Below are 19,028 nucleotides of genomic sequence, written 5' to 3' on the forward strand. Positions count from 1 at the left end.
TGACCGGTCATTTGCCTGAAATGGGTGGTCACGCTGGCCTGAAATACGCACTTTATCAAAGGGGCTCCCAAAAATTCGATTGGAAGCAAATCTGTCATGCCCTCATTTTTTCAGTAAGCCTCTTTTTCTTTTTCAATACACGCGAAGAAGGTGTTTGGATTATTCCCGCTCTTGGGATTTTCATTCTCGTATGTTTATGGGCGTATTACCGACATGCAAATCTGCGAAGTTTTTGCGCATCTGGAGTCCTAGCAGCGCTCATCTATGGCGCTTTATATATGGGCCTTTTGGCCGTGAATCACAAGGTCTACGGCAGCTCAATTAACACCATCTTTAAAACAAAGCCATATCAAGAAGCTTATGCCGCCTTGCAAAGAGCATCTTCTCATCGATTGCCATTAGATGGTATGGCTCATTCTGATTGGCCTGCCATTTTTAAGGTGTCACCAGCAGCTTCTGAACTCAAAACGTTTGTTGATGGAAAGCATTATGCGCACTGGGCTAGTATTGGCTGCGCAGCAATTCGCGCGCTCAACAATAATATGGCGCTGCTCAATTGCGATCAAGCTGTACCAGTTGGATACTTTCCATATGCTTTTTTAGATGCAGTCGATAGTGCGGGTTATAAATCCTTGCCGCAAGTGCTTAGCTACTTAGATCGCCTTGCCCAGCAAATTAATCTTGCGTGCGATGAGCGCCGCATTACCTGCAAACCTTATACCGGTAATGTCATTGAGTTTGGATTGCTACAAACTCCTGGTGCAGTAGGCCGCATTGCAGAACTGATCAAGCAAGCATTAATCACTACCATCACTTATCAAAGTCTATCCATCAGCGCGATCGCACCAACCATGGAAGGACGAGAGCCTTATTTTGATATGAAGCGGCGCTTGCACATCTTTGGATTAGATGGTCCCTATAAAAACTTGCAAGCAAACCCCGAGAAATTGACTGCCGACTCTGCGTTGACAGCTAGCTCCAACGGCAAGGGGGCAGTAGATCTGATTTTGTATCGTAATGGCATTTTGACTATAGGCGGGTGGGGACTCACTTCTACTCAAACCCCCTATAGCGCTTTTGAAGTCTTACTCAATGATCAAGTAATTTGCTCAGTAGCGCCCGATATCTTTAGGCCTGAGCTAGCGCAAATTAATACCCATAACTTGGGATTCTTATGCTCAGCTATTGTGTCTATTGGTCCGCAAGATCAGCCCAAATTAGAAGTCTTTGCAATTGATGCCAAGGAGCGCACTAAAACCGTGATCGCTAATTCAGAGGTGGTTCAATCGAGCTTGACCAATACCTGGAATGAGGCGTGCTATCTTAAAGCCAATCCTTTAGTGGGTGAGGCCGTCAAGGCTGGGCGCATGAGCGCAACAGCACATTGGGAGCAGTATGGCCGGTATGAAGAGCGTGCCTGCGCACCGCTCTTTAATCCCCTCACCTCTCCTGAAAAACCGATATGGAATGCTGCTAGAAGTGCTAAAGCGTTCGCCATTGTTGAAGCGATCTATTCTGCTAGCTCATCGATCTACCATTACTTAAATTTACTCTTTACGATCAGCATTCCGCTCTTTTTCATTCTTGCCTGGAAAAAGAAAAGTAATCCTCTATTGGTATTGGGATCGGTCTTTGCGCTGCTGTTAGTGACGCGTATTGTGATGATGGCTGTATTAGATTTTTTAGGATTGGCTCCAATCATCCCGCTCTATTTAATGAGTGCGTTTTATGCCTATTTTATTTTGGGCTCACTCTCACTCATTTACCTGCTCTCGCTCAAAGATCAACCAAAAGCCGCCTCTTAGCCCCATTAATTGGCACGGCCAATAAAGCTTATTGTTTAGCAGCAAACTGATGGGTAATTTGCTCAGCAGCCTTGGCAACCGAAAAGAGATTTGTTCCAAAGGCTATCACCTGCTCCTTGATCTTAGGATCAAGACTATCTTGCAGCACTGCATGGGCTGCTTCAAACAAACCATGATGACTCATAGTGCTAGCGCCAGAACATACTCGACCAATGCCAGCATCAGGCATGAGAGTCTCCAAATCATTGCCTGCATTGACATAAGCTAAGACCGGTAAGCCAGCCTTTAAGTAAGAGATGAGTTTGCCCGGAATATTGTGAGTTTGATGGCGGGCATCTAAAAAGATTAGACCGATATGGCATTGACTCAATATGCCACCCATTTCATCAGGAGCCACTTCATCTAAAAGCAATACATGGCTCCAAGCTTTAGTACGAATCTTTTCCTCAATTTTTCCTACTTCACTGCCGCGCCCGACTAACAAAAATCCCACTTTTGGGTCTGCTGCAAAATGCTCCAGGAGTGCATCGACTGAATCCATGCCTTGGGCAACACCCATATTGCCAGCGTACACAAATACCGTGCGCCCTGCTAATGGCGAAGCTGCCAAAGCAAATTGGGGGTTGGCTTGTGGGGTGCTTGGTTGGTTGGTATCTTGTGCTTGGCGATGAGCATCAGTAAAGCCCCAATTCCACAGCACTTCTAAACGGCTTTTAACCTGTGGGTAATGGCGCTCAAAGTATTGCAAATTATTAGGCGATTGAATACCTATTGTGTCAGCCTGGCGATATTGATAGAGCTCCATTTTTTTAAAGAACCAAAATGGCAAACCGCGAGGTGATAGCAACCCTAAGTGGGCAGCCCAATCAGGGAAAAAATCGCGCAAGACTAAATAGGAGGGGCAGCCAAACTGCTTTTTGATAAAGGCAATGAGTGGCCCCCAAAAAATGGTGGGGGAATACCACACCACGCCATCAACTTTAGCTTTCATAAAGACGTCATTTTTTCGTAAGCGATGGGCAATTAACAAAGGATTGACTACTTCAGCAACAGTGCGCGCCAGATAGTTGGTATCTTTAGTTTTGAGGGTTCGCACTTTGATGAGCGTATAAAAGCGCTCGCCCATGGCGTATTTTTGTGTTTCCAATTGGCTCGCTAAATGGGGGCTTGGAACAATCACAGTAACCTGATGACCTAGGTGAGTGAGCTCTTCGGTTAAGGAATACATGTGCTCAGCGCCCGAAGTGCGCAGTGGCGGAAAGGTATCAGTAACTAAGAGAATGTTCACAAAGCGTATTTACTCAAGATATTCACGCAAGATCTTCACAACAAAAAATTAGAATGCTTTCCAAGTTCTTTGCTGGATAAAGTCAACGTAACTCAGAATAATGCGCGCTACTTTCTCAGAGACATTGTCAATCGCGTAATCTTGCACCAGATGTAAAGAGCGCTTTTCTCCCCGCGCTTGGGCCTCTACGATCGGCAATGCTTGCAGCACACGCTCACTATTAAGGCCGACTAACATCACTGCGCCCTCTTCAAAGCCCTCGGGCCGCTCATGCGCCTGGCGAATATTCAGTGCTGGGAAATTAAGAATTGAAGACTCTTCGCTAATCGTGCCACTATCAGACAGTACGCAGCGAGCATTTTGTTGCAGGCAAACGTAGTCAAAAAATCCAAAGGGCTTCATAAGTACTACTAAAGGATCTAATGGCAGATTTAAAGCCTCAAGCCTTGCGCGGGTTCTGGGATGAGTGGAAACCACCACCGGCTGAGCAAAGGTTTTGGCAAGCGTATTTAATAAGTTCACCAATTGCGTCAAGCTTTGCGGTAAATCCACGTTTTCTTCACGATGAGCGCTCACTAAAAAATAGGATTCTGTATTTAAGCCTAAGGTTTTGAGCGCATTGGACTTGGCAATTTGCGGGGCATAAAAATCGAGCACCTCACGCATGGGGCTACCGGTTTTGATCACTTGATCGGCTGGCAAACCTTCAGCAATTAAATAATCGCGCGCAATGGTGCTGTACGGCATATTAATGTCCGCAATGTGATCAACAATTCGTCGATTAATTTCTTCAGGAACGCGAAAATCAAAACAGCGATTACCGGCTTCCATATGAAAAATGGGAATCTTGCGACGCTTAGCCCCAATGGCACATAAGGCGCTATTGGTATCACCCAAAATGAGCAGCGCATCGGGTTGATATTGCTCAAAGACTGCATCGGTCTTGGCGATCACTTGGCCAATGGTCTCAGCCCCAGTTTTGCCCGCTACATCTAAAACCACATCGGGTTTACGCAGTCCCAACTCATCAAAAAAGATGGCATTGAGTTCATAGTCATAGTTTTGACCTGTATGCACTAAGGTGTGCTTAAAATACTGATCGAGTTTTGGCAATACACGTGCAAGGCGAATGACCTCCGGACGAGTGCCCACCACAGTCATCACTTTTAAGGCTTTTTTAGATGACACTTTTAATCCAATCTTGTTTTTGCAATAAGGCTTTGACTTGCTCCACATTTAGTAGCTGGGTGTTATGCGAGGTGTAATCCTCAATTTGTGAAACAGCGATCTCACCTTGGCTATAGTACTGAGCGTAATTGAGGTCTCGCCCATCGGCAGGAATTCGGTAGTACCCATCTAACTCTTGCGCGCGCGCCATTTCTTCGCGCGAGACTAAGGTTTCATAGAGCTTTTCTCCATGGCGCGTGCCAATGATTTTTAGCTCACTAGGTGATTTGAATAATTGCGCCAAAGCTTTAGCTAAATTTTCAATGGTGGCTGATGGCGCCTTTTGTACAAAAATATCACCAGGCTTGGCATGGCTAAAGGCATAGAGCACGAGCTCCACAGATTCTTCTAGAGACATTAAAAATCGCGTCATCTTGGGGTCTGTAATGGTCAGTGGCTTGCCTGCGCGAAGTTGCTCCATAAATAATGGAATCACTGAGCCGCGCGAACCCATCACATTGCCATAGCGCGTTGCGCACAATACTGTTTTACTAGCATCAGCTAATCGCGCATGGGCCACCATGACTTTTTCCATCATCGCTTTAGAGATGCCCATCGCATTAATGGGGTAAACCGCTTTGTCGGTACTGAGCACCACACATTTTTTTACTTCATTGGCAAGGGCAGCGCGAATCACATTTTCTGCGCCCAAAATATTGGTTTGCACAGCCTCCATTGGATAGAACTCACAGGAAGGCACTTGCTTGAGAGCAGCGGCATGAAACACATAATCCACACCGCGCATCACATCGGATACGGCGCGATAGTCGCGCACATCGCCGATATAAAACTTCACCTTGTCATTATTTAAAGCTAAGCGCATATCGTCTTGCTTTTTTTCATCGCGACTGAAAATGCGAATTTGCGCCAAATCCGAATCTAAAAAGCGCTGGAGCACTGCATTACCAAATGAACCTGTGCCGCCGGTAATGAGAAGTGTTTTATTTTTAAACATATGCGCTCCAATTTAACTCAATCAAATTGATCAGTTTGTCCTGTCCGTACAAGTATGCAATCACCAAAACCAAAACAGCCGGCAAAAAGGCTGTATCTGCACCTTGGGTAGTAAGTATAAAGGGTCAATTTAAATCAAAAAGCCTATTTTGGGGTATAAACAAGAGCCAAAAACTACCATCCGCCTTGGGTTCGCTAAAAGCTTGATTTGTCGATTTATCTTTTTTCAATGAATAACACCCACAATCAGGACCTGCGCGACAAAACGGCAGCATATTCTGCAGGGGGCCATGCCCACCCTCAATATCGTCCCGACATCGACGGCCTAAGAGCTTTGGCGGTTTTGCTGGTAGTGCTCTTTCATGCTTTTCCCCAAGTCTTACCAGGCGGCTTTATTGGGGTCGATGTCTTTTTTGTCATCTCTGGATTTCTGATCACGAGCATCTTGCTCGCTAGCTTAGATGCGCAGCGTTTTTCGTTTCTCGATTTTTATGCTCGGCGCATTCGGCGTATTTTTCCAGCCCTCATCCTGGTTCTCGCATTTGCCTTGATCCTTGGCTGGTTCGCCTTTTTTCCGGATGAGTATCGACTCTTAGGTCAGCATACCGTAGCGTCCGCGAGCTTTTTACAAAACTTCAATTTACTATCAGAGATTGGCTACTTTGATGAAGCGGCAGATACCAAACCATTTTTGCATTTATGGTCTCTTGCGATCGAAGAGCAGTTTTATCTGCTATGGCCATTGCTGCTGTGGCTCACTTATAAAGTCAAAGCCAAACCGATTTGGTGTATTGCACTGGTAGGACTTGGCTCCTTTGGTCTATGTCTGTATTTCACGATCAATGATCCAACCTGGGCATTTTTCTCTCCCATCACGCGCTTTTGGGAGCTCTTAATGGGTGGGGCGCTGGCCTATTACGCCCCAGCTATTACCAAGCGCCAAGAGCGCTCCCAAAATGATTTTTCCTGGTTATCCGCCATAGGCTTACTCCTCATTGTTGGCGGCGCAGGGTGCTTAAATGCAAGCTTTGCATTTCCCGGATATTTCGCATTACTGCCAACTTTTGGCGCTGCGCTGATTATCGCCTCTTCCGCTCATTCACCGATCAATCGCGCCCTGTTTTCCAATCGCGCAATGGTCGCGCTTGGAAAAATCAGTTATCCACTCTATCTATGGCACTGGGTTTTACTCTCCTTCATTCGCATCACTGAAAGTGGTGAAGTTTCCCCACTCATTCGGTGGCTGGCGTTAAGCACATCACTGATTTTGGCAACACTCACCTACCACTTACTTGAAAAACCCATTCAAGCCCCAAGATATGCCAAAGCCAAAACCATTGCACTGATCTTAGGCATGCTCATCATTGCGGGTATAGGACACAATATTTATCAACGCGATGGCTTAGCATTTCGCTCCAATGCCTTTGCAAAGTACGAGAGCACCTTTAAAGATCCTCTGTTAGGAGACCAATCAACACTACAAAATGGAGTCATCAAAGGTTTTACCTGTGATCACCATGGCCCTAGTTGCGAGCCATTAGATAAAAAGCAGTCTCAGCTTTTGTTGTGGGGAGACTCTCACGCCTCAATGCTCTATGAAGGTTTAAAAAAATCCCTACCTGCAAGTTGGCATCTCCTTCTCGTTAGTTCACCGGGCTGCAAGCCTGCATTGGTAACGCAATTACAAGATAACCCCAGCAACTGCAACATCAGCAATGCGTTTGCCACTGAGCAATTACAAAAATTCCCTCTCCATACAGTATTGTTGGCGCAGCGTGATGAGTGGGATCCCTCCGTGAGTAATCCACTGTATGAACAATTGATCGCCATGGGCGTTAAAAAAGTGCTGTATTTGGGGAAAACACCGGAGTGGAACGCTAAACTTCCCAAAATTGTGGCTAGGCAATCATGGCATCACATTCCCCAATATAGCCAAGCCGGCCTTAATCTCAAAGCCTTGCAACTTAATACCATTGCCAAACAGCAATTTGAATCTACGCCTCAAAAACAATATATCGATCTAATCGATTTTTTATGCAATACCGATGGCTGCCTGGTCTATTTTGGAGATGATCTCAAAACTGGGATTAGCTCGTATGACACCAATCATCTCTCACCACAAGCTGCAGAAATCGTAGCGAAGCAATTACTCATTCCTTATCTGCAGTAAAAGATGATTATCTGAATTCCAAATCAGTGGTGCTACTTAGTATGGTAGTTCTGGCAGACTTGGCGCAAAAAATGCGTTGTTTTATTGGCGCAGGCTTTCCAGGAGTGCTGCGCAGCTAAGTCATGTGATGCGAGTTGCTTTTCTTCTCGTAGCTGCGGTGAGAGAAGATACTGCTCAATGGTGCTCGCAATACTACTGACATCATTAGGATCAAAATATAAACCACCACGTCCTAAGATTTCACTCATCGAACTTTGATTAGAACAAGCCAGCGGCAAGCCGGCGGCCATTTTCTCTAAAACAATCATGCCAAAGGTCTCACAAGTGGAGGCAAAAATTCCCAAGTTCGCTTTTTGGTATTGAATACTCAATTGCTCATACGCAATCGGTCCCAGATAATGTAACCAAGTACCTTGTGGATCAACTTGATCAACCACTGCCTGTAGTTGTCCTAAAGCTTTTGGTTCGCTCGGCCCCACTAAAGTCAGCGACAGTGGATAGCCTTTTTGCCGCAAAGCATGAACCGCTAAAACGACTTGGGGCTGATTTTTATACACATCAATCATGGAAACATAGAGCAACTCAAAAGGCTGTTGCTCGCTATAAGCGCTCATGGGCAGCTGAGTTTTATCTTGATAACGAAAGCGCGGATTTAAACCATGACTGATGACCTCGCAGGCACCCTGAAGCGGCCCCGTGATCTTGAGCACTGCGTCCTTGGCATATTGCGTGAGAAAAATCACCCCATCGGAGTGTCGAAAACTACTCGATTGCACTAGTCTTAAAGCTAAAAATTTGAGCGCCCTAAGTGACCAGCCGTTTTTTGCAATAGCCGACCACTCAAAGGGAAACAGGTTTTGACTCATAGTGACTACTGGATGAAAGCTGCCTACATAACTTCCACCGGGCACCAATAAGACATCGCATTGGGCCTTTTTAGCAGCGTCACTTAAAGACCATGCCTGCCACCAGATACGACGCCAAATACTGCCATCTAAGCTTGGAGGATTTACTTTGATCAGCCAATCACGCTCTGGCATTTGCGCAAGAGTTTGCTTACTTGCCCAAAGATAGATTTTGTCAACTTGCATCTGCTGCGCATCAATTGCAGAAAGTAATTCTAGTAAATGGGTCACGCCACCGCCTAAGCGAATATTGGCGCCATCAATCCCAATACGAATGGGACGATCAACAGAAGTTGGGTTGGGATGACTCAATTGCGGGGCCCTTAAAAACGCATCACGATTTTAGCTAACGCTAAGCCAATGGCTTTTAGACTAGCATGGCGTGCAACGCGAAAGACTAAGGGTGATTTGGTTTGCAAAAAAACCAGATAGGCGGCTAAGAGTAAAAATGTAGCATCGCGGGTACTCAGTTGTTTTGCCCAAGGCGCAAGATGCCCAATCGCTGTTTGCACCGCTTGTAGATTATCGCGAACATATTGGCGTCGCAAGGCGCTTGTATGCTGGCCAACGACCTTGGCATGGACTTTAGATAAGGACTGCTGTAAATGACGGTATTGAAATACAAATTGCTCAACGTTTCCAAAGTGCGCGCCCAGGTGATAGGCTTTGCACCAAAATTGGTAATCTTCTGCCGCTGCACCTGCTTGGTATTGCAATTGGTGGGTTTTTAAAAAACTGTTGCGCATCATGACCGAACCATGAGCAAACGGCACGGTGCATGCCAGGGTGATGGTAATTAAATCTGGCGTGATCGGCATAGGCACTTCTTGTATTGCGCGCGATTGCGCATCGATCATCAACATTTGGGTGCCACAAAAATCAAGCCCTTTATCTTGCATGAGCGCTAATTGCAATGCAAAACGGGTAGGCAAGCTAATATCGTCAGCGTCCATACGCGCGATAAACTGACCGCGCGCTTTTGCAATACCTAAATTAAGAGCACCTACCAAGCGCTTTTGCTCACCATAAACCAGATGCACGCGGGGGTCTTGAGACGCATACCGCTCAATGATTTCTAATGTATTGTCAGTAGAATGGTCATAGACCACTAGCAATTCAAAATCAGTCTGCGTTTGAGCCAAAATACTATTAATGGCTTGCGGCAAAAAAGAGGCGCAGTTATACGCAGGTAAAACGACCGAAATATTGGGGGTCTGTGTTGTCATACTGAGTTTGCCATGCCGAGCTTGTCGTGCCTAGATACACCAACGCATCAAGACAAACACAATTTTAGTGCGCGCCCGCGCACAAACGTTGCATCACAATATGGCCAAAAATAAAATGCACATCTTCTGATAATTGCATGTCATCGGCATCTACCCAAATCACCTGCTGAGCACGCTCTTTGAGCCGGCCACCGCGATAACCACATAAGCCCAGGGTGATTGCCCCATGCGCATTGGCATAATCGACAGCGCGAATCACATTCTCAGAATTACCACTGCCAGATAAAGCGATCACCAAATCGCCTGGCATCAAAATGTTTTTGAGTTGCTCAGCAAAGATATCCTCAAACGCTAAATCATTAGCGTAAGACATGATCAGCCCCACGTTATCTACCAAAGTGCGACCTCGAAATGGAATGCCGCTACTGAGAAAAATACTTTTATTCCAATCATTAACGAGGTGAAGCGCCGTCAAAGAGCTTCCGCCATTGCCAAGCACAATAATTTGCTTGCCATCGCGCCAGGCTTTTTCAACCACATCAACGCCAGCATCGAGCGCCGCAAAATCAAGACGCCCGAGCAACTGCGCTAATTTTTGGGTGTAACTTTGTGCGCTACCAGTTTTTGGGTTCATACCGATCCTATTTCTAAATTCTCATGCCTACTGACAAGCAGTTCACTGCCTTATGGCGCTATTTTCTCATTGAAAATGATTTGGCTGCCAAGCGTATCAAAGGCCACCTCAACTGGCTTCAAATGGGCAAGTGCGTGTTTAATGGCCTCATGACGCTCTGCTGGGGCATAAAAAAGCAAAAAGCCCCCAGCGCCAGCGCCTAAAATCTTACCACCCATGGCCCCAGCTGATAAGGCCAATGCGTAATGGCGATCAATCTCCTGCTCACTTATACCGCTGACCAAACTCTTTTTGAGCACCCAACCTTCATGCAATATTTCTCCAATAGCATCTGGGTGATTGGACTCAAGAGCCTCACGTAAATTGCGAGCCAATTGCACCATTTGATGCATTGTTTGTTGCTTTTGAGTATCGCGCCCTAAGAGCTCAGATTGCTCCAACAGTAACTCCGAAGCACTACGTGTTTTACCCGTATAAAACATGAGTAGATTTTCTTGCAAGCGCTGCACTGTTTGAGCCGAGCAAGTAATGGGGCTTACCTTAACTGCCCCGCTAGGCAAAAACTCCATAAAGTTCAACCCGCCAAATGCAGCGGCATATTGATCTTGTTTACCAATGGGCTCGCCACATAGATCGATTTCAATATGACAAGCTTGCTCCGCTAGAGTGGGAGCATCAACTTGTCTACCCAAGTATTCCTGCAGGGCATGTAATAAACCTACGGTAAAAGTGCTCGATGAGCCAAGACCAGTTCCGCTAGAGGGAATGTCAGCAATCGTGGTAATTTCTACACCGCCAGCAATCTTCAAAAATTGAAGCGCATTACGAACCAAAGGATGGGCAATCTGCGCGGTGTGAGCTACTTCTTCATTTTTTGAATATCCAACCCGAATGCCCTCATCAAACTTTTGATTTACATTCACATAAACGAATTTATTAATCGCTGCGCTCACTACAGCTCCACCAAACTCTTGGTAGTAAGCTGGCAAATCGCTACCGCCTCCAGCAAAGCTCATTCTTAAGGGAGTTCGACTAATAATCATGGCGCCACTATTGATAAAGTGCTATCTGAGGTTAAAGGAGAAAGACTAATGCAAAAAGGAGGATCTAATATCAAACTAGCCTGTTTTTTTGTTGCTTCCAACAATAAATCTTCATCTTGCTGACGAGATTCATAAATGGCGCCAGCTTCTTGTAGTGACTTTCCTCGCAATGCATATTGCGCAAGCACGCGTGATCGTCGTAGCGATTCATCAAACTGAACAAACCAACGATGCATCTTGGCTGTAGTAGGTTCTTGCGTCAAATAAAGCGCGATCGTACCATCCACAATCACCACATCAGCAGGCTTCACAGCACTTTGAATAAAGCCATGGGCTTGTTGCTTTAGCTTGTTGTAAATCGGCTGCTCTAGGGTCATCTCTTGCTTACGCTCAGTTATCTGCTCAATGAGTTTGCTCAGTGCTGGCACATCGTAGCGCTCTAAGACCGTATTGCCGCGCTGATCCACAGGCTTTAACCAACCGTCGGCACTGAAGATAACCGCACCAATATTGTTTTCCCGCAAAGCAGCCTTCAAGCAAGAGGCCAGCGTACTTTTTCCACTTCGAGCCAAGCCTCCTAAAAAAATCAAGTCGCCTGGCTTAATCTGGGAAATGAGTGTTTGGCAGTAAGAGAGCATGGCTTGATAGTCATGCAAAATAAAGTGCACTGCCATTGGCAGATTAGGCGCGATGAAATCGGGTAGCGCAGGATACTTTCCATCTAAGCCCGCATTGCCAGTTTCTACTAAAATAGATCGCACACCAGCACGCTGCGCAGCAAGCAAATCAGCAGTGCTATCACCAATCATCCAAGATTCTGATAAGTTAGCATTGAGCTCTTGCTGCGCTGTTTTGAGCATGCCAATCGCAGGCTTGCGGCAATCACACATTTTTTTTAGCGATAGCACTTCGCCAGGAAAACCCCTATCTGGATGATGTGGGCAGTAGTAGATTCGATCTACATAAGCACCTTCTTGGCCTAAGAGCGTCTCCATCTTGCGATGAACTAGGTCCACATCTTCTGGGGTGCACTCCCCACGCGCAATCACAGGCTGATTGGTCGCTACCACGGTACGATAGCTTGATATATTGAGCGCGCCAATCGCACCGGCAGCACCTGGAAGTAATTGAAATTGCTCGGCGTGAGCAAGCTGATCTACTGGTACATTTATCGTGCCATCGCGATCTAAAAATACAATCTTTTGCTGATAGCGCAAATTCGATGCTGCAATCTTTCCAGACTCAAGATCTGCGCAGACTTTATTTAAACGCTTAGGTGTACCGCAATCTTTAATGTACTCAGGACTGTTATAGCCGCGCAGCAATACTCCTTTAGCAATGAGTGCCGGGAAAAGATCTTTTCCAAAATCGAGCGGCGCGGTATTGCCTTGCCAATCTAATAATGCTGTTTTTCGGAAAAAATACATTCCTGCATTTACCAGATTGGATAAATATTGATTCGGGTTGTGTGGGTAAGGATAAAACCCAGTAATTTGATTTTGCTCATCCATTTGTACTAAATCTGAATCATGCGGATGATCGTTTGGGTGTAAGAATAATGTTGCACCCGAGCCTGTATTTTGGGCATGAAACGTAGCAAAGCGATCTAGATCAATATCAAACATCGTGTCGCCATAAACCACTAAAAAATTCTCAGCTAATTTTGGTAAAATTTGAATCGTCGATCCCGCCGTGCCTAAGGGCTGGCCATCATCAATGCATTCGATCGCAATACCAAAGTTTTGTTTGTCATTACAAAACGTAATAATCTGATCAGCCCCGTGATTAACCAAAATCAAAATCTGCTCAAAGCCATATTGCTTTAAGTGTTCAATTTGGCGCTCTAGTAATGACTTGCCGCCTACATCAATTAAGGGCTTAGGCAGGCCTAACAGGCGCTGCGCAAGGCGTGTACCTTTGCCACCGGCCAAAATAACGGCTTGCTTCATGCGCGCGAAAGATCGGCCACAATTTGCTTGATGGCCAGTTGCACCGCCTGTACAGAGCCCAGTTTAGGGCGCCATCCAAGCTTGCGAAGTTTTTCAATAGAGTAGGAAAAACGGGGCACATCGCCAACCCAACCTTTATCACCCTCACCATAGGCAATAGTTGCATGCGGAGAGACTGCAGCGACAACAAGCTGAGCAATGTCGCGCACAAAAATACCCTCATCACCAGCGCCGATATTAAAGTAATTTAACGGTGCGCGCGCCTGGCTTTGAATGTAGAGCATGGCATCAATTAACTCATCAACATGTAAATAGGCTTTGCGTTGCGAACCATTACCCAACACTTCCAAATGATCTGGGGTCTTTTTGAGTTTTTCGATGAAATCCAAAATGACGCCATGGGTTGCCGGTGTACCAATCACATTGGGAAATCGAAAAATGTAAGCACTCTTTAAAAAGCTTTCTACGCTAGCACTAATGAGGGCTTCTGAAGCTAACTTCATCGCTCCATAGTTCGAGATCGGAAATAAGGGACCAATATCCTCTTGTAATAATCGTTCACCTAAATCACCATACACGGCTGAGGTCGAAGCAAAACAAAGAGCAGGAATATCAAGCCGCTTCATCACCTCCAAGGTGTTATAGGTGCTCATGAAGGTATCGCGTAGATCAATTGCAGCATCACTAATGCCAGCAGGAATATCCGAATTTGCCGCTAGGTGCCACACTTCAGAAATAGGGTGTTTAAGGGCATATTGGCTCACGCACGCTTGATAAGAAGCTAAATCGGTTAAATCAATCTCATGAAAGACAAATTGAGGGTGCTGTGCAAAATCGGCCATATTGGCCATTGATCCACGACATAAATTATCCAAGCCAATGACGGCTTTTCCCTCCGATAGGAGTTTTCGCGCTAGATTAGAGCCAATGAAACCCGCAACACCTGTGATGAGAATGGCCATATAGAAAAAGAAAGCCTAGAAATCAATAAGGGTCAATTTTATCACCGAACGTATGGCCCAAAGTAGCCCAAAACGATCCTTAAGCCTTGAAATCATTGGTTTTTCATCCCTGATAAGCGATAAATTCTTGCTCCATAGACGCTATAATTGGCTGGGCCTAATACCGCGTTATCTCAAGAGTTAAGAAAAAATAATGTACATCATTGAAGCAGGCGCTAGAACACAGCATTACTGGAAAAGCTTATGGGCTCGTCGCTCACTACTCTATTACCTCACCCGCAAAGACCTCATCGTTCGCTATAAGCAAACTTTTGTAGGGGTAAGTTGGGTCCTCATTCGCCCCTTCTTAACTATGGTGGTCTTTACTGTGATTTTTGGCGCGATTGCTAACCTGGATTCCAATGGCTTGCCTTATGGATTTGTCGTATTTGCTGGTGTGCTCCCTTGGTACTTATTTGCCAACCTATTTAGCGAGACGAGTGGTAGCTTAATCACTAATGGCGCGATGCTACGCAAAGTGTATTGCCCTCGCCTCATTTTTCCAGCGGCAATCTTGCTCGTGGGCTTAGTTGATTTTGCGGTGTCATTCTTTTTGCTTGTGGTGATGATGTTTTGGTATCACATCATACCGAGCTGGCAAATCATCTTTTTTCCATTTTTTATTTTGATGGCAGGCTCTACAGCCATTGGACTTGGCCTCATTGCTGCCACACTGAATGTGAAATACCGAGACTTTCAACAGCTCGTTCCTTTTTTACTGCAAATGGGAATGTACATTTCTCCCGTTGGCTATCTCAATCAACTGGTCGCCAAACGATGGGAATTTATCTACTCACTAAATCCTCTAGCAGGAATCATTAATGGTTTTCGCTGGTGCCTTACTCCCGATTCCATTCCGCTCTACGCTCCTGGACTGTGGTACTCCATCGGTTTTAGTATTGCGGCACTACTCATTGGAATCACTGTCTTTCGCTTAGCCGAAGACGGCTTCGCTGATACAATTTAAGCCTATGACTTTTGCCATAAGGGTTGAAAACCTTTCCAAACGCTACATCATTCAGCATGGCACACCTGCTGGCTCTCTAAAAGAATTGGTCGAGCATTATCGACGTAAGTTTTTCTATAAACTGACACCTAAATTTAAAGATGCGGGACCTGATCCTTATGAAGTCACCTATGAGGAATTTTGGGCCCTCAAAGATGTTTCTTTTGAAATTGCCAAAGGTGCAAAGCTAGGTGTACTAGGGCGCAATGGTGCCGGCAAATCCACCCTTCTCAAGGTGTTGAGTCACATTACTGAACCAACCGCTGGCCGCATTTTGATTGATGGTGAGATCTCGAGCCTTTTAGAAATGGGAACGGGTTTTCATCCTGAACTTTCTGGACGAGAAAATATTTTTCTGAACGGTGCCATTTTAGGGATGGGTCGTACGGAAATTTTGAGAAAGTTTGATGAGATTGTGGCCTTCTCAGAAATTGAAAAATTCATTGATACCCCATATAAGCGCTACTCCTCAGGCATGCAAGTACGCTTAGCCTTTTCAGTAGCTGCACACCTCGATCCTGACATCATGATTTTGGATGAGGTTCTAGCAGTTGGCGATGTTGCTTTTCAAAAGAAATGCTTGAAAAAAATGGAAGCTATTAGCAACAGTGGCGCTACTATTATTTTTGTTAATCACGGTGTAGAAGCCATTAAACAATTTTGCAACCAAGCCATTGTGCTCGATCACGGCAGGCTGGTCCTCGATACCAAAGATATTGACAAAGCGATTGCGCTTTATCTTGGCGATAGTTAAGTTAGCTAAGGCAACCAATGATAGTGATGCGTCTTAAAGGTGGTCTTGGAAATCAAATGTTCCAATATGCACTTGGGCGCCGCCTTTCAATGGATCGCAATACTGGCTTAGCACTAGAAACGAGTAGCTTTAAAACCGATCATCTGCGGGTTTATCGTCTTGATACTTTTCAAATTAGTGCAACTGCATCCGATCAACTACCCTTTTTTCCAACCACCGGGCCAAAACGTCGCATTAATGCGTTTTTGCAGTTCTTTAGAAAATTAATCGGTCAACCCTTTGATATTCTCAAAGAGCGTAGCTTTGACTTTGACCCTTCAGTGTTGCATTGCTCTACCAATGCGTTTTTAGATGGCTTTTGGCAAAGTGAGCAGTATTTTCTATCCGTTCGCCAAACTTTAATCAATGACTTTCAGCCGACTCAACCCCTAACAGGAGAGCTTGCGCATATTGTTAATGCAATTACCCAATGTAATGCGGTCGCCATACATGTGCGCCGCGGCGATTACGTCTCTGACCCTACGACTACGGCATACCATGGAGTTTGCTCAAAGCAATGGTACGAACAAGCCGCCCAGTATATGAAGGACAAGGTGCCTGAGCTCCAGTTCTTTGTATTTAGTGATGATTTTGAATGGGCAAAAAACAACCTTTCCTTTGATGCGCCTACTACTTTTGTAAAACCTAGTCCTGATGGCCTTGAATGCCATGACTTGTATGCCATGTCCCTTTGCAAACATAATATTATTGCCAACAGCTCTTTTAGTTGGTGGGGTGCGTGGCTAAATCAACATCCCAATAAAATTGTTATTGCTCCTAAGCAATGGTTCATTGCTGGTCCGCAAACGACTGATGACTTAATTCCCAAATCTTGGATTCGGTTGTAATCACTATTAAGTACCTTTGATGAAAACTATTCTTCGACCAATACACCGACTCATTCAAAAAGGCCTAGGCTTATTTGGATTAACCTTAGTTCGCGTTAGTCCAGCAGAAGATCGCAAGATCATTAATCGCAGCACGATGCGAGGCGCAATTCGGGCCTTAGCGCAGCGTGGTTATCAAATTAATACCATCATCGATATTGGGGCATCCGATGGTCGCTGGAGCAAAGATGCGATGGAGTTTTTCCCTAAGGCCCAGTATCTTTTAGTAGAAGCACAAGGCTTTCATGAGGCTAACTTGCAAGCGTTCACTAGTCAACATACCAATGCCAAATATGTACTAGCCGCCGCTGGCGATACTGTCGGTAAAATTTACTTTGATGCTGGAGATCCATTTGGCGGACAGGCCTCCCACACTCCATTTGCGATCAATAATGTGGAATTGCCTGTCACGACCTTAGATGCTGAGGTATTGAAAAATCAATTGAGTAGCCCCTTTTTGATCAAATTTGATACTCATGGCTTTGAGCTACCCATCTTAAAGGGAGCTCAAGAGACCTTAAGACAAACTGAAGTCATCGTCATGGAATGCTATGCTCAGCGCCTCATGCCTGACAGTCTGACCTTTTCAGAAATCTGCCAGCAATTAGATTTTTTAGGATTTCGTTGTATCGATGTCGTTGACCCAGTGTGGCGGGCATACGACGATAGTTTTTGGCAAATGGATTTGGTCTTTGTGCGCAAAGAGCGCCCAGAGTTTGCTTATACCGCTTACGAGTAAGCCCGCATTTATTGATGTTACCTAGAGCGCTATTGCTTTGCTCGCTAAAATTTCTTGATACCAATCTAGGTAGCGTTGCGCCTGAAGCGTCAAAGAAAACTCCTTTTGTGCTTTGATTGCCGCTGCTTTACCCATATCTACCCTGAGTTGAGGGTTATTAAATAGATCCTCAATTGCTTTAGCCATTGCAACACTTGCCCCTGCTGGCACCAATACGCCAGTAACGCCATGATCAATTTGCTCAGGAATGCCGCCTACTGCTGTTGCCACAACAGGCAAACCACAGGCCATAGCCTCTAAGATAGAAGTGGGGAAGGTGTCAACATGAGAGGCGTGAATATAAATATCAGCCGCTTGATAATAGGTCGCCACCGTTTGGCGGTCACTTACTGGAGCAACATAACGAATAGTGATGCTGCCAAATACTTCTTCCTCCCCTTCCTCACCTAAAGCTATCACCAAGATAGGGGTACTAGTATTTTTAGAGAGTAATTCTAGAGCGCTGCGAATCGTTGCATAGTCTTTGAACTTATTGCGTTTAATCCCATTGGCAGCAAAAAGCAAAACCTGAGTATTGGGTACGATAGTTAATTGAGATCTAGCCAGAGCTTGGCTTGCAGGGTGAAATACATTTAAATCGACACCATTAGGTATGACTTTACTTTGCGTAATTGCTGGAAGCAGCATAGACTCTTGCGCTTTATTCATGAGCCATTGCGAAGGGGTGGCAAGGTAAAGATGGCTATGCGAATAAATACCTTGCTTGCGCTTCCAATTGAGTGCAGTGGTATCACGTGATAAACCAGGGTACAGGGAAATATCAGGGCAAGCGCCACACCCAGCTTTCCATTTCTCGCAAGCAAAGGAATGGGCGCAATTTCCACTTAGTAACCATGCGTCATGCATCGTTATCACCACGGGTACTTTTTGACTGAGATCAGATAGACTGCGAAGGTCAAAGTAATGTCCGTGCAAATTATGAAGATGCACAACATCGACCAACTTAGGTGCCAACTCTAAAATGGCTTTAGAGCCCGGATAATGAAACTCTTCCATCCCAATCCAACGTGGGATGACATCTGATCCAATAGACAAATCTAATAGGTTTTTACGCAATCTTGCAATGCCTCTGATGCGAGCATGAAGTGGTGCCAACCATTCGCGCAGTGACAAACATAGCTTGGCCCATAAACCCTGATCACGGATCAGCGGAATGGCTAGAACTTCCAGATTAGAACTACGCTTTTCACCAACAGCCAACCAAGCTTCGTGCCCAGATTGCCGATAATTTTTCAATAAATTATCGGCAATCTGCTCAGCCCCACCACCCAAATCGAGCGTATTGACCTGCAGGATAGATAATTTTTTATTCATTCATTGTGACAATCTAAATTGGTAGCC

General features: G+C 45.3%; 16 protein-coding genes. 6 read left to right on the top strand and 10 right to left on the bottom strand.

Annotated elements, in window-relative coordinates; all coding sequences use genetic code 11:
- Positions 1-1,805, top strand: a 1,805-nt coding sequence (locus ICN47_RS05505; RefSeq protein WP_216218897.1) for a hypothetical protein, incomplete at its 5' end; no start/stop codon positions are given.
- Between the two features lie 28 nt (positions 1,806-1,833).
- Here the strand turns inward: ICN47_RS05505 and ICN47_RS05510 are convergent.
- Genes ICN47_RS05510 through ICN47_RS05520 form a run of 3 tightly spaced genes read right to left on the bottom strand, consistent with a single transcriptional unit; the run spans position 1,834 to position 5,275 of the window.
- On the bottom strand, positions 1,834-3,093 hold the full coding sequence (locus ICN47_RS05510; protein WP_216218898.1) for a glycosyltransferase family 4 protein: 1,260 nt from the start codon (positions 3,091-3,093) through the stop codon (positions 1,834-1,836).
- Between the two features lie 48 nt (positions 3,094-3,141).
- The gene (gene wecB, locus ICN47_RS05515; protein WP_216219098.1) at positions 3,142-4,254 is read right to left on the bottom strand and encodes a non-hydrolyzing UDP-N-acetylglucosamine 2-epimerase; all 1,113 of its coding nucleotides are present in this window, start codon (positions 4,252-4,254) and stop codon (positions 3,142-3,144) included.
- 16 nt (positions 4,255-4,270) lie between these two features.
- On the bottom strand, positions 4,271-5,275 hold the full coding sequence (locus ICN47_RS05520; protein WP_216218899.1) for a polysaccharide biosynthesis protein: 1,005 nt from the start codon (positions 5,273-5,275) through the stop codon (positions 4,271-4,273).
- A gap of 228 nt (positions 5,276-5,503) precedes the next feature.
- Here ICN47_RS05520 and ICN47_RS05525 point away from each other — a divergent pair, with 228 nt between their 5' ends.
- Positions 5,504-7,444: an acyltransferase family protein gene (locus ICN47_RS05525; RefSeq protein WP_216218900.1), complete on the top strand. Its 1,941-nt coding sequence runs from the start codon at positions 5,504-5,506 to the stop codon at positions 7,442-7,444.
- 32 nt (positions 7,445-7,476) lie between these two features.
- Here ICN47_RS05525 and ICN47_RS05530 read toward each other — a convergent pair whose 3' ends face one another.
- The 6 genes from ICN47_RS05530 to ICN47_RS05555 all read right to left on the bottom strand — a co-directional run bounded on the left by ICN47_RS05530 (position 7,477) and on the right by ICN47_RS05555 (position 14,163).
- Positions 7,477-8,661, bottom strand: a complete 1,185-nt coding sequence (locus ICN47_RS05530; RefSeq protein WP_216218901.1) for a glycosyltransferase family 1 protein — start codon at positions 8,659-8,661, stop codon at positions 7,477-7,479.
- 11 nt (positions 8,662-8,672) lie between these two features.
- Positions 8,673-9,575: a glycosyltransferase family 2 protein gene (locus ICN47_RS05535; protein WP_216218902.1), complete on the bottom strand. Its 903-nt coding sequence runs from the start codon at positions 9,573-9,575 to the stop codon at positions 8,673-8,675.
- A gap of 64 nt (positions 9,576-9,639) precedes the next feature.
- Positions 9,640-10,209 carry an SIS domain-containing protein gene (locus tag ICN47_RS05540; RefSeq protein WP_216218903.1) on the bottom strand — a complete coding sequence of 190 codons (570 nt, stop codon included), beginning with the start codon at positions 10,207-10,209 and terminating at the stop codon, positions 9,640-9,642.
- Positions 10,210-10,259: 50 nt separating this feature from the next.
- Complete coding sequence (locus ICN47_RS05545; RefSeq protein ID WP_216218904.1) at positions 10,260-11,252, bottom strand: GHMP kinase; 993 nt, start codon at positions 11,250-11,252, stop codon at positions 10,260-10,262.
- Positions 11,249-13,201 carry an HAD-IIIA family hydrolase gene (locus tag ICN47_RS05550; RefSeq protein ID WP_216218905.1) on the bottom strand — a complete coding sequence of 651 codons (1,953 nt, stop codon included), beginning with the start codon at positions 13,199-13,201 and terminating at the stop codon, positions 11,249-11,251. Before ICN47_RS05550 ends, ICN47_RS05545 begins: the two co-directional genes overlap by 4 nt.
- On the bottom strand, positions 13,198-14,163 hold the full coding sequence (locus ICN47_RS05555) for an NAD-dependent epimerase/dehydratase family protein (protein WP_216218906.1): 966 nt from the start codon (positions 14,161-14,163) through the stop codon (positions 13,198-13,200). The genes ICN47_RS05550 and ICN47_RS05555 overlap by 4 nt, the downstream gene beginning before the upstream one ends.
- Before the next feature lie 193 nt (positions 14,164-14,356).
- On the opposite strand from ICN47_RS05555, the gene ICN47_RS05560 reads away from it, so the two are divergent.
- The 4 genes from ICN47_RS05560 to ICN47_RS05575 are packed head-to-tail and all read left to right on the top strand — an operon-like array spanning position 14,357 to position 17,627.
- Positions 14,357-15,169 (top strand): ABC transporter permease, encoded by an 813-nt coding sequence (locus ICN47_RS05560; protein WP_216218907.1) that lies wholly within the window; start codon positions 14,357-14,359, stop codon positions 15,167-15,169.
- 4 nt (positions 15,170-15,173) lie between these two features.
- On the top strand, positions 15,174-15,962 hold the full coding sequence (locus tag ICN47_RS05565) for an ABC transporter ATP-binding protein (protein ID WP_216218908.1): 789 nt from the start codon (positions 15,174-15,176) through the stop codon (positions 15,960-15,962).
- A 26-nt stretch (positions 15,963-15,988) separates the two neighbouring features.
- Positions 15,989-16,849: an alpha-1,2-fucosyltransferase gene (locus tag ICN47_RS05570; protein WP_255538943.1), complete on the top strand. Its 861-nt coding sequence runs from the start codon at positions 15,989-15,991 to the stop codon at positions 16,847-16,849.
- A gap of 19 nt (positions 16,850-16,868) precedes the next feature.
- Positions 16,869-17,627, top strand: coding sequence for an FkbM family methyltransferase (locus tag ICN47_RS05575; protein ID WP_216218910.1), 759 nt, complete (start codon positions 16,869-16,871; stop codon positions 17,625-17,627).
- A 21-nt stretch (positions 17,628-17,648) separates the two neighbouring features.
- Here the strand turns inward: ICN47_RS05575 and ICN47_RS05580 are convergent, their stop codons facing one another.
- Positions 17,649-19,001, bottom strand: a complete 1,353-nt coding sequence (locus ICN47_RS05580) for a glycosyltransferase (RefSeq protein WP_216218911.1) — start codon at positions 18,999-19,001, stop codon at positions 17,649-17,651.
- Between the last annotated feature and the right edge of the window lie 27 nt (positions 19,002-19,028).

Source organism: Polynucleobacter sp. AP-Latsch-80-C2 (assembly GCF_018882185.1).
Taxonomy (GTDB): Bacteria; Pseudomonadota; Gammaproteobacteria; order Burkholderiales; family Burkholderiaceae; genus Polynucleobacter.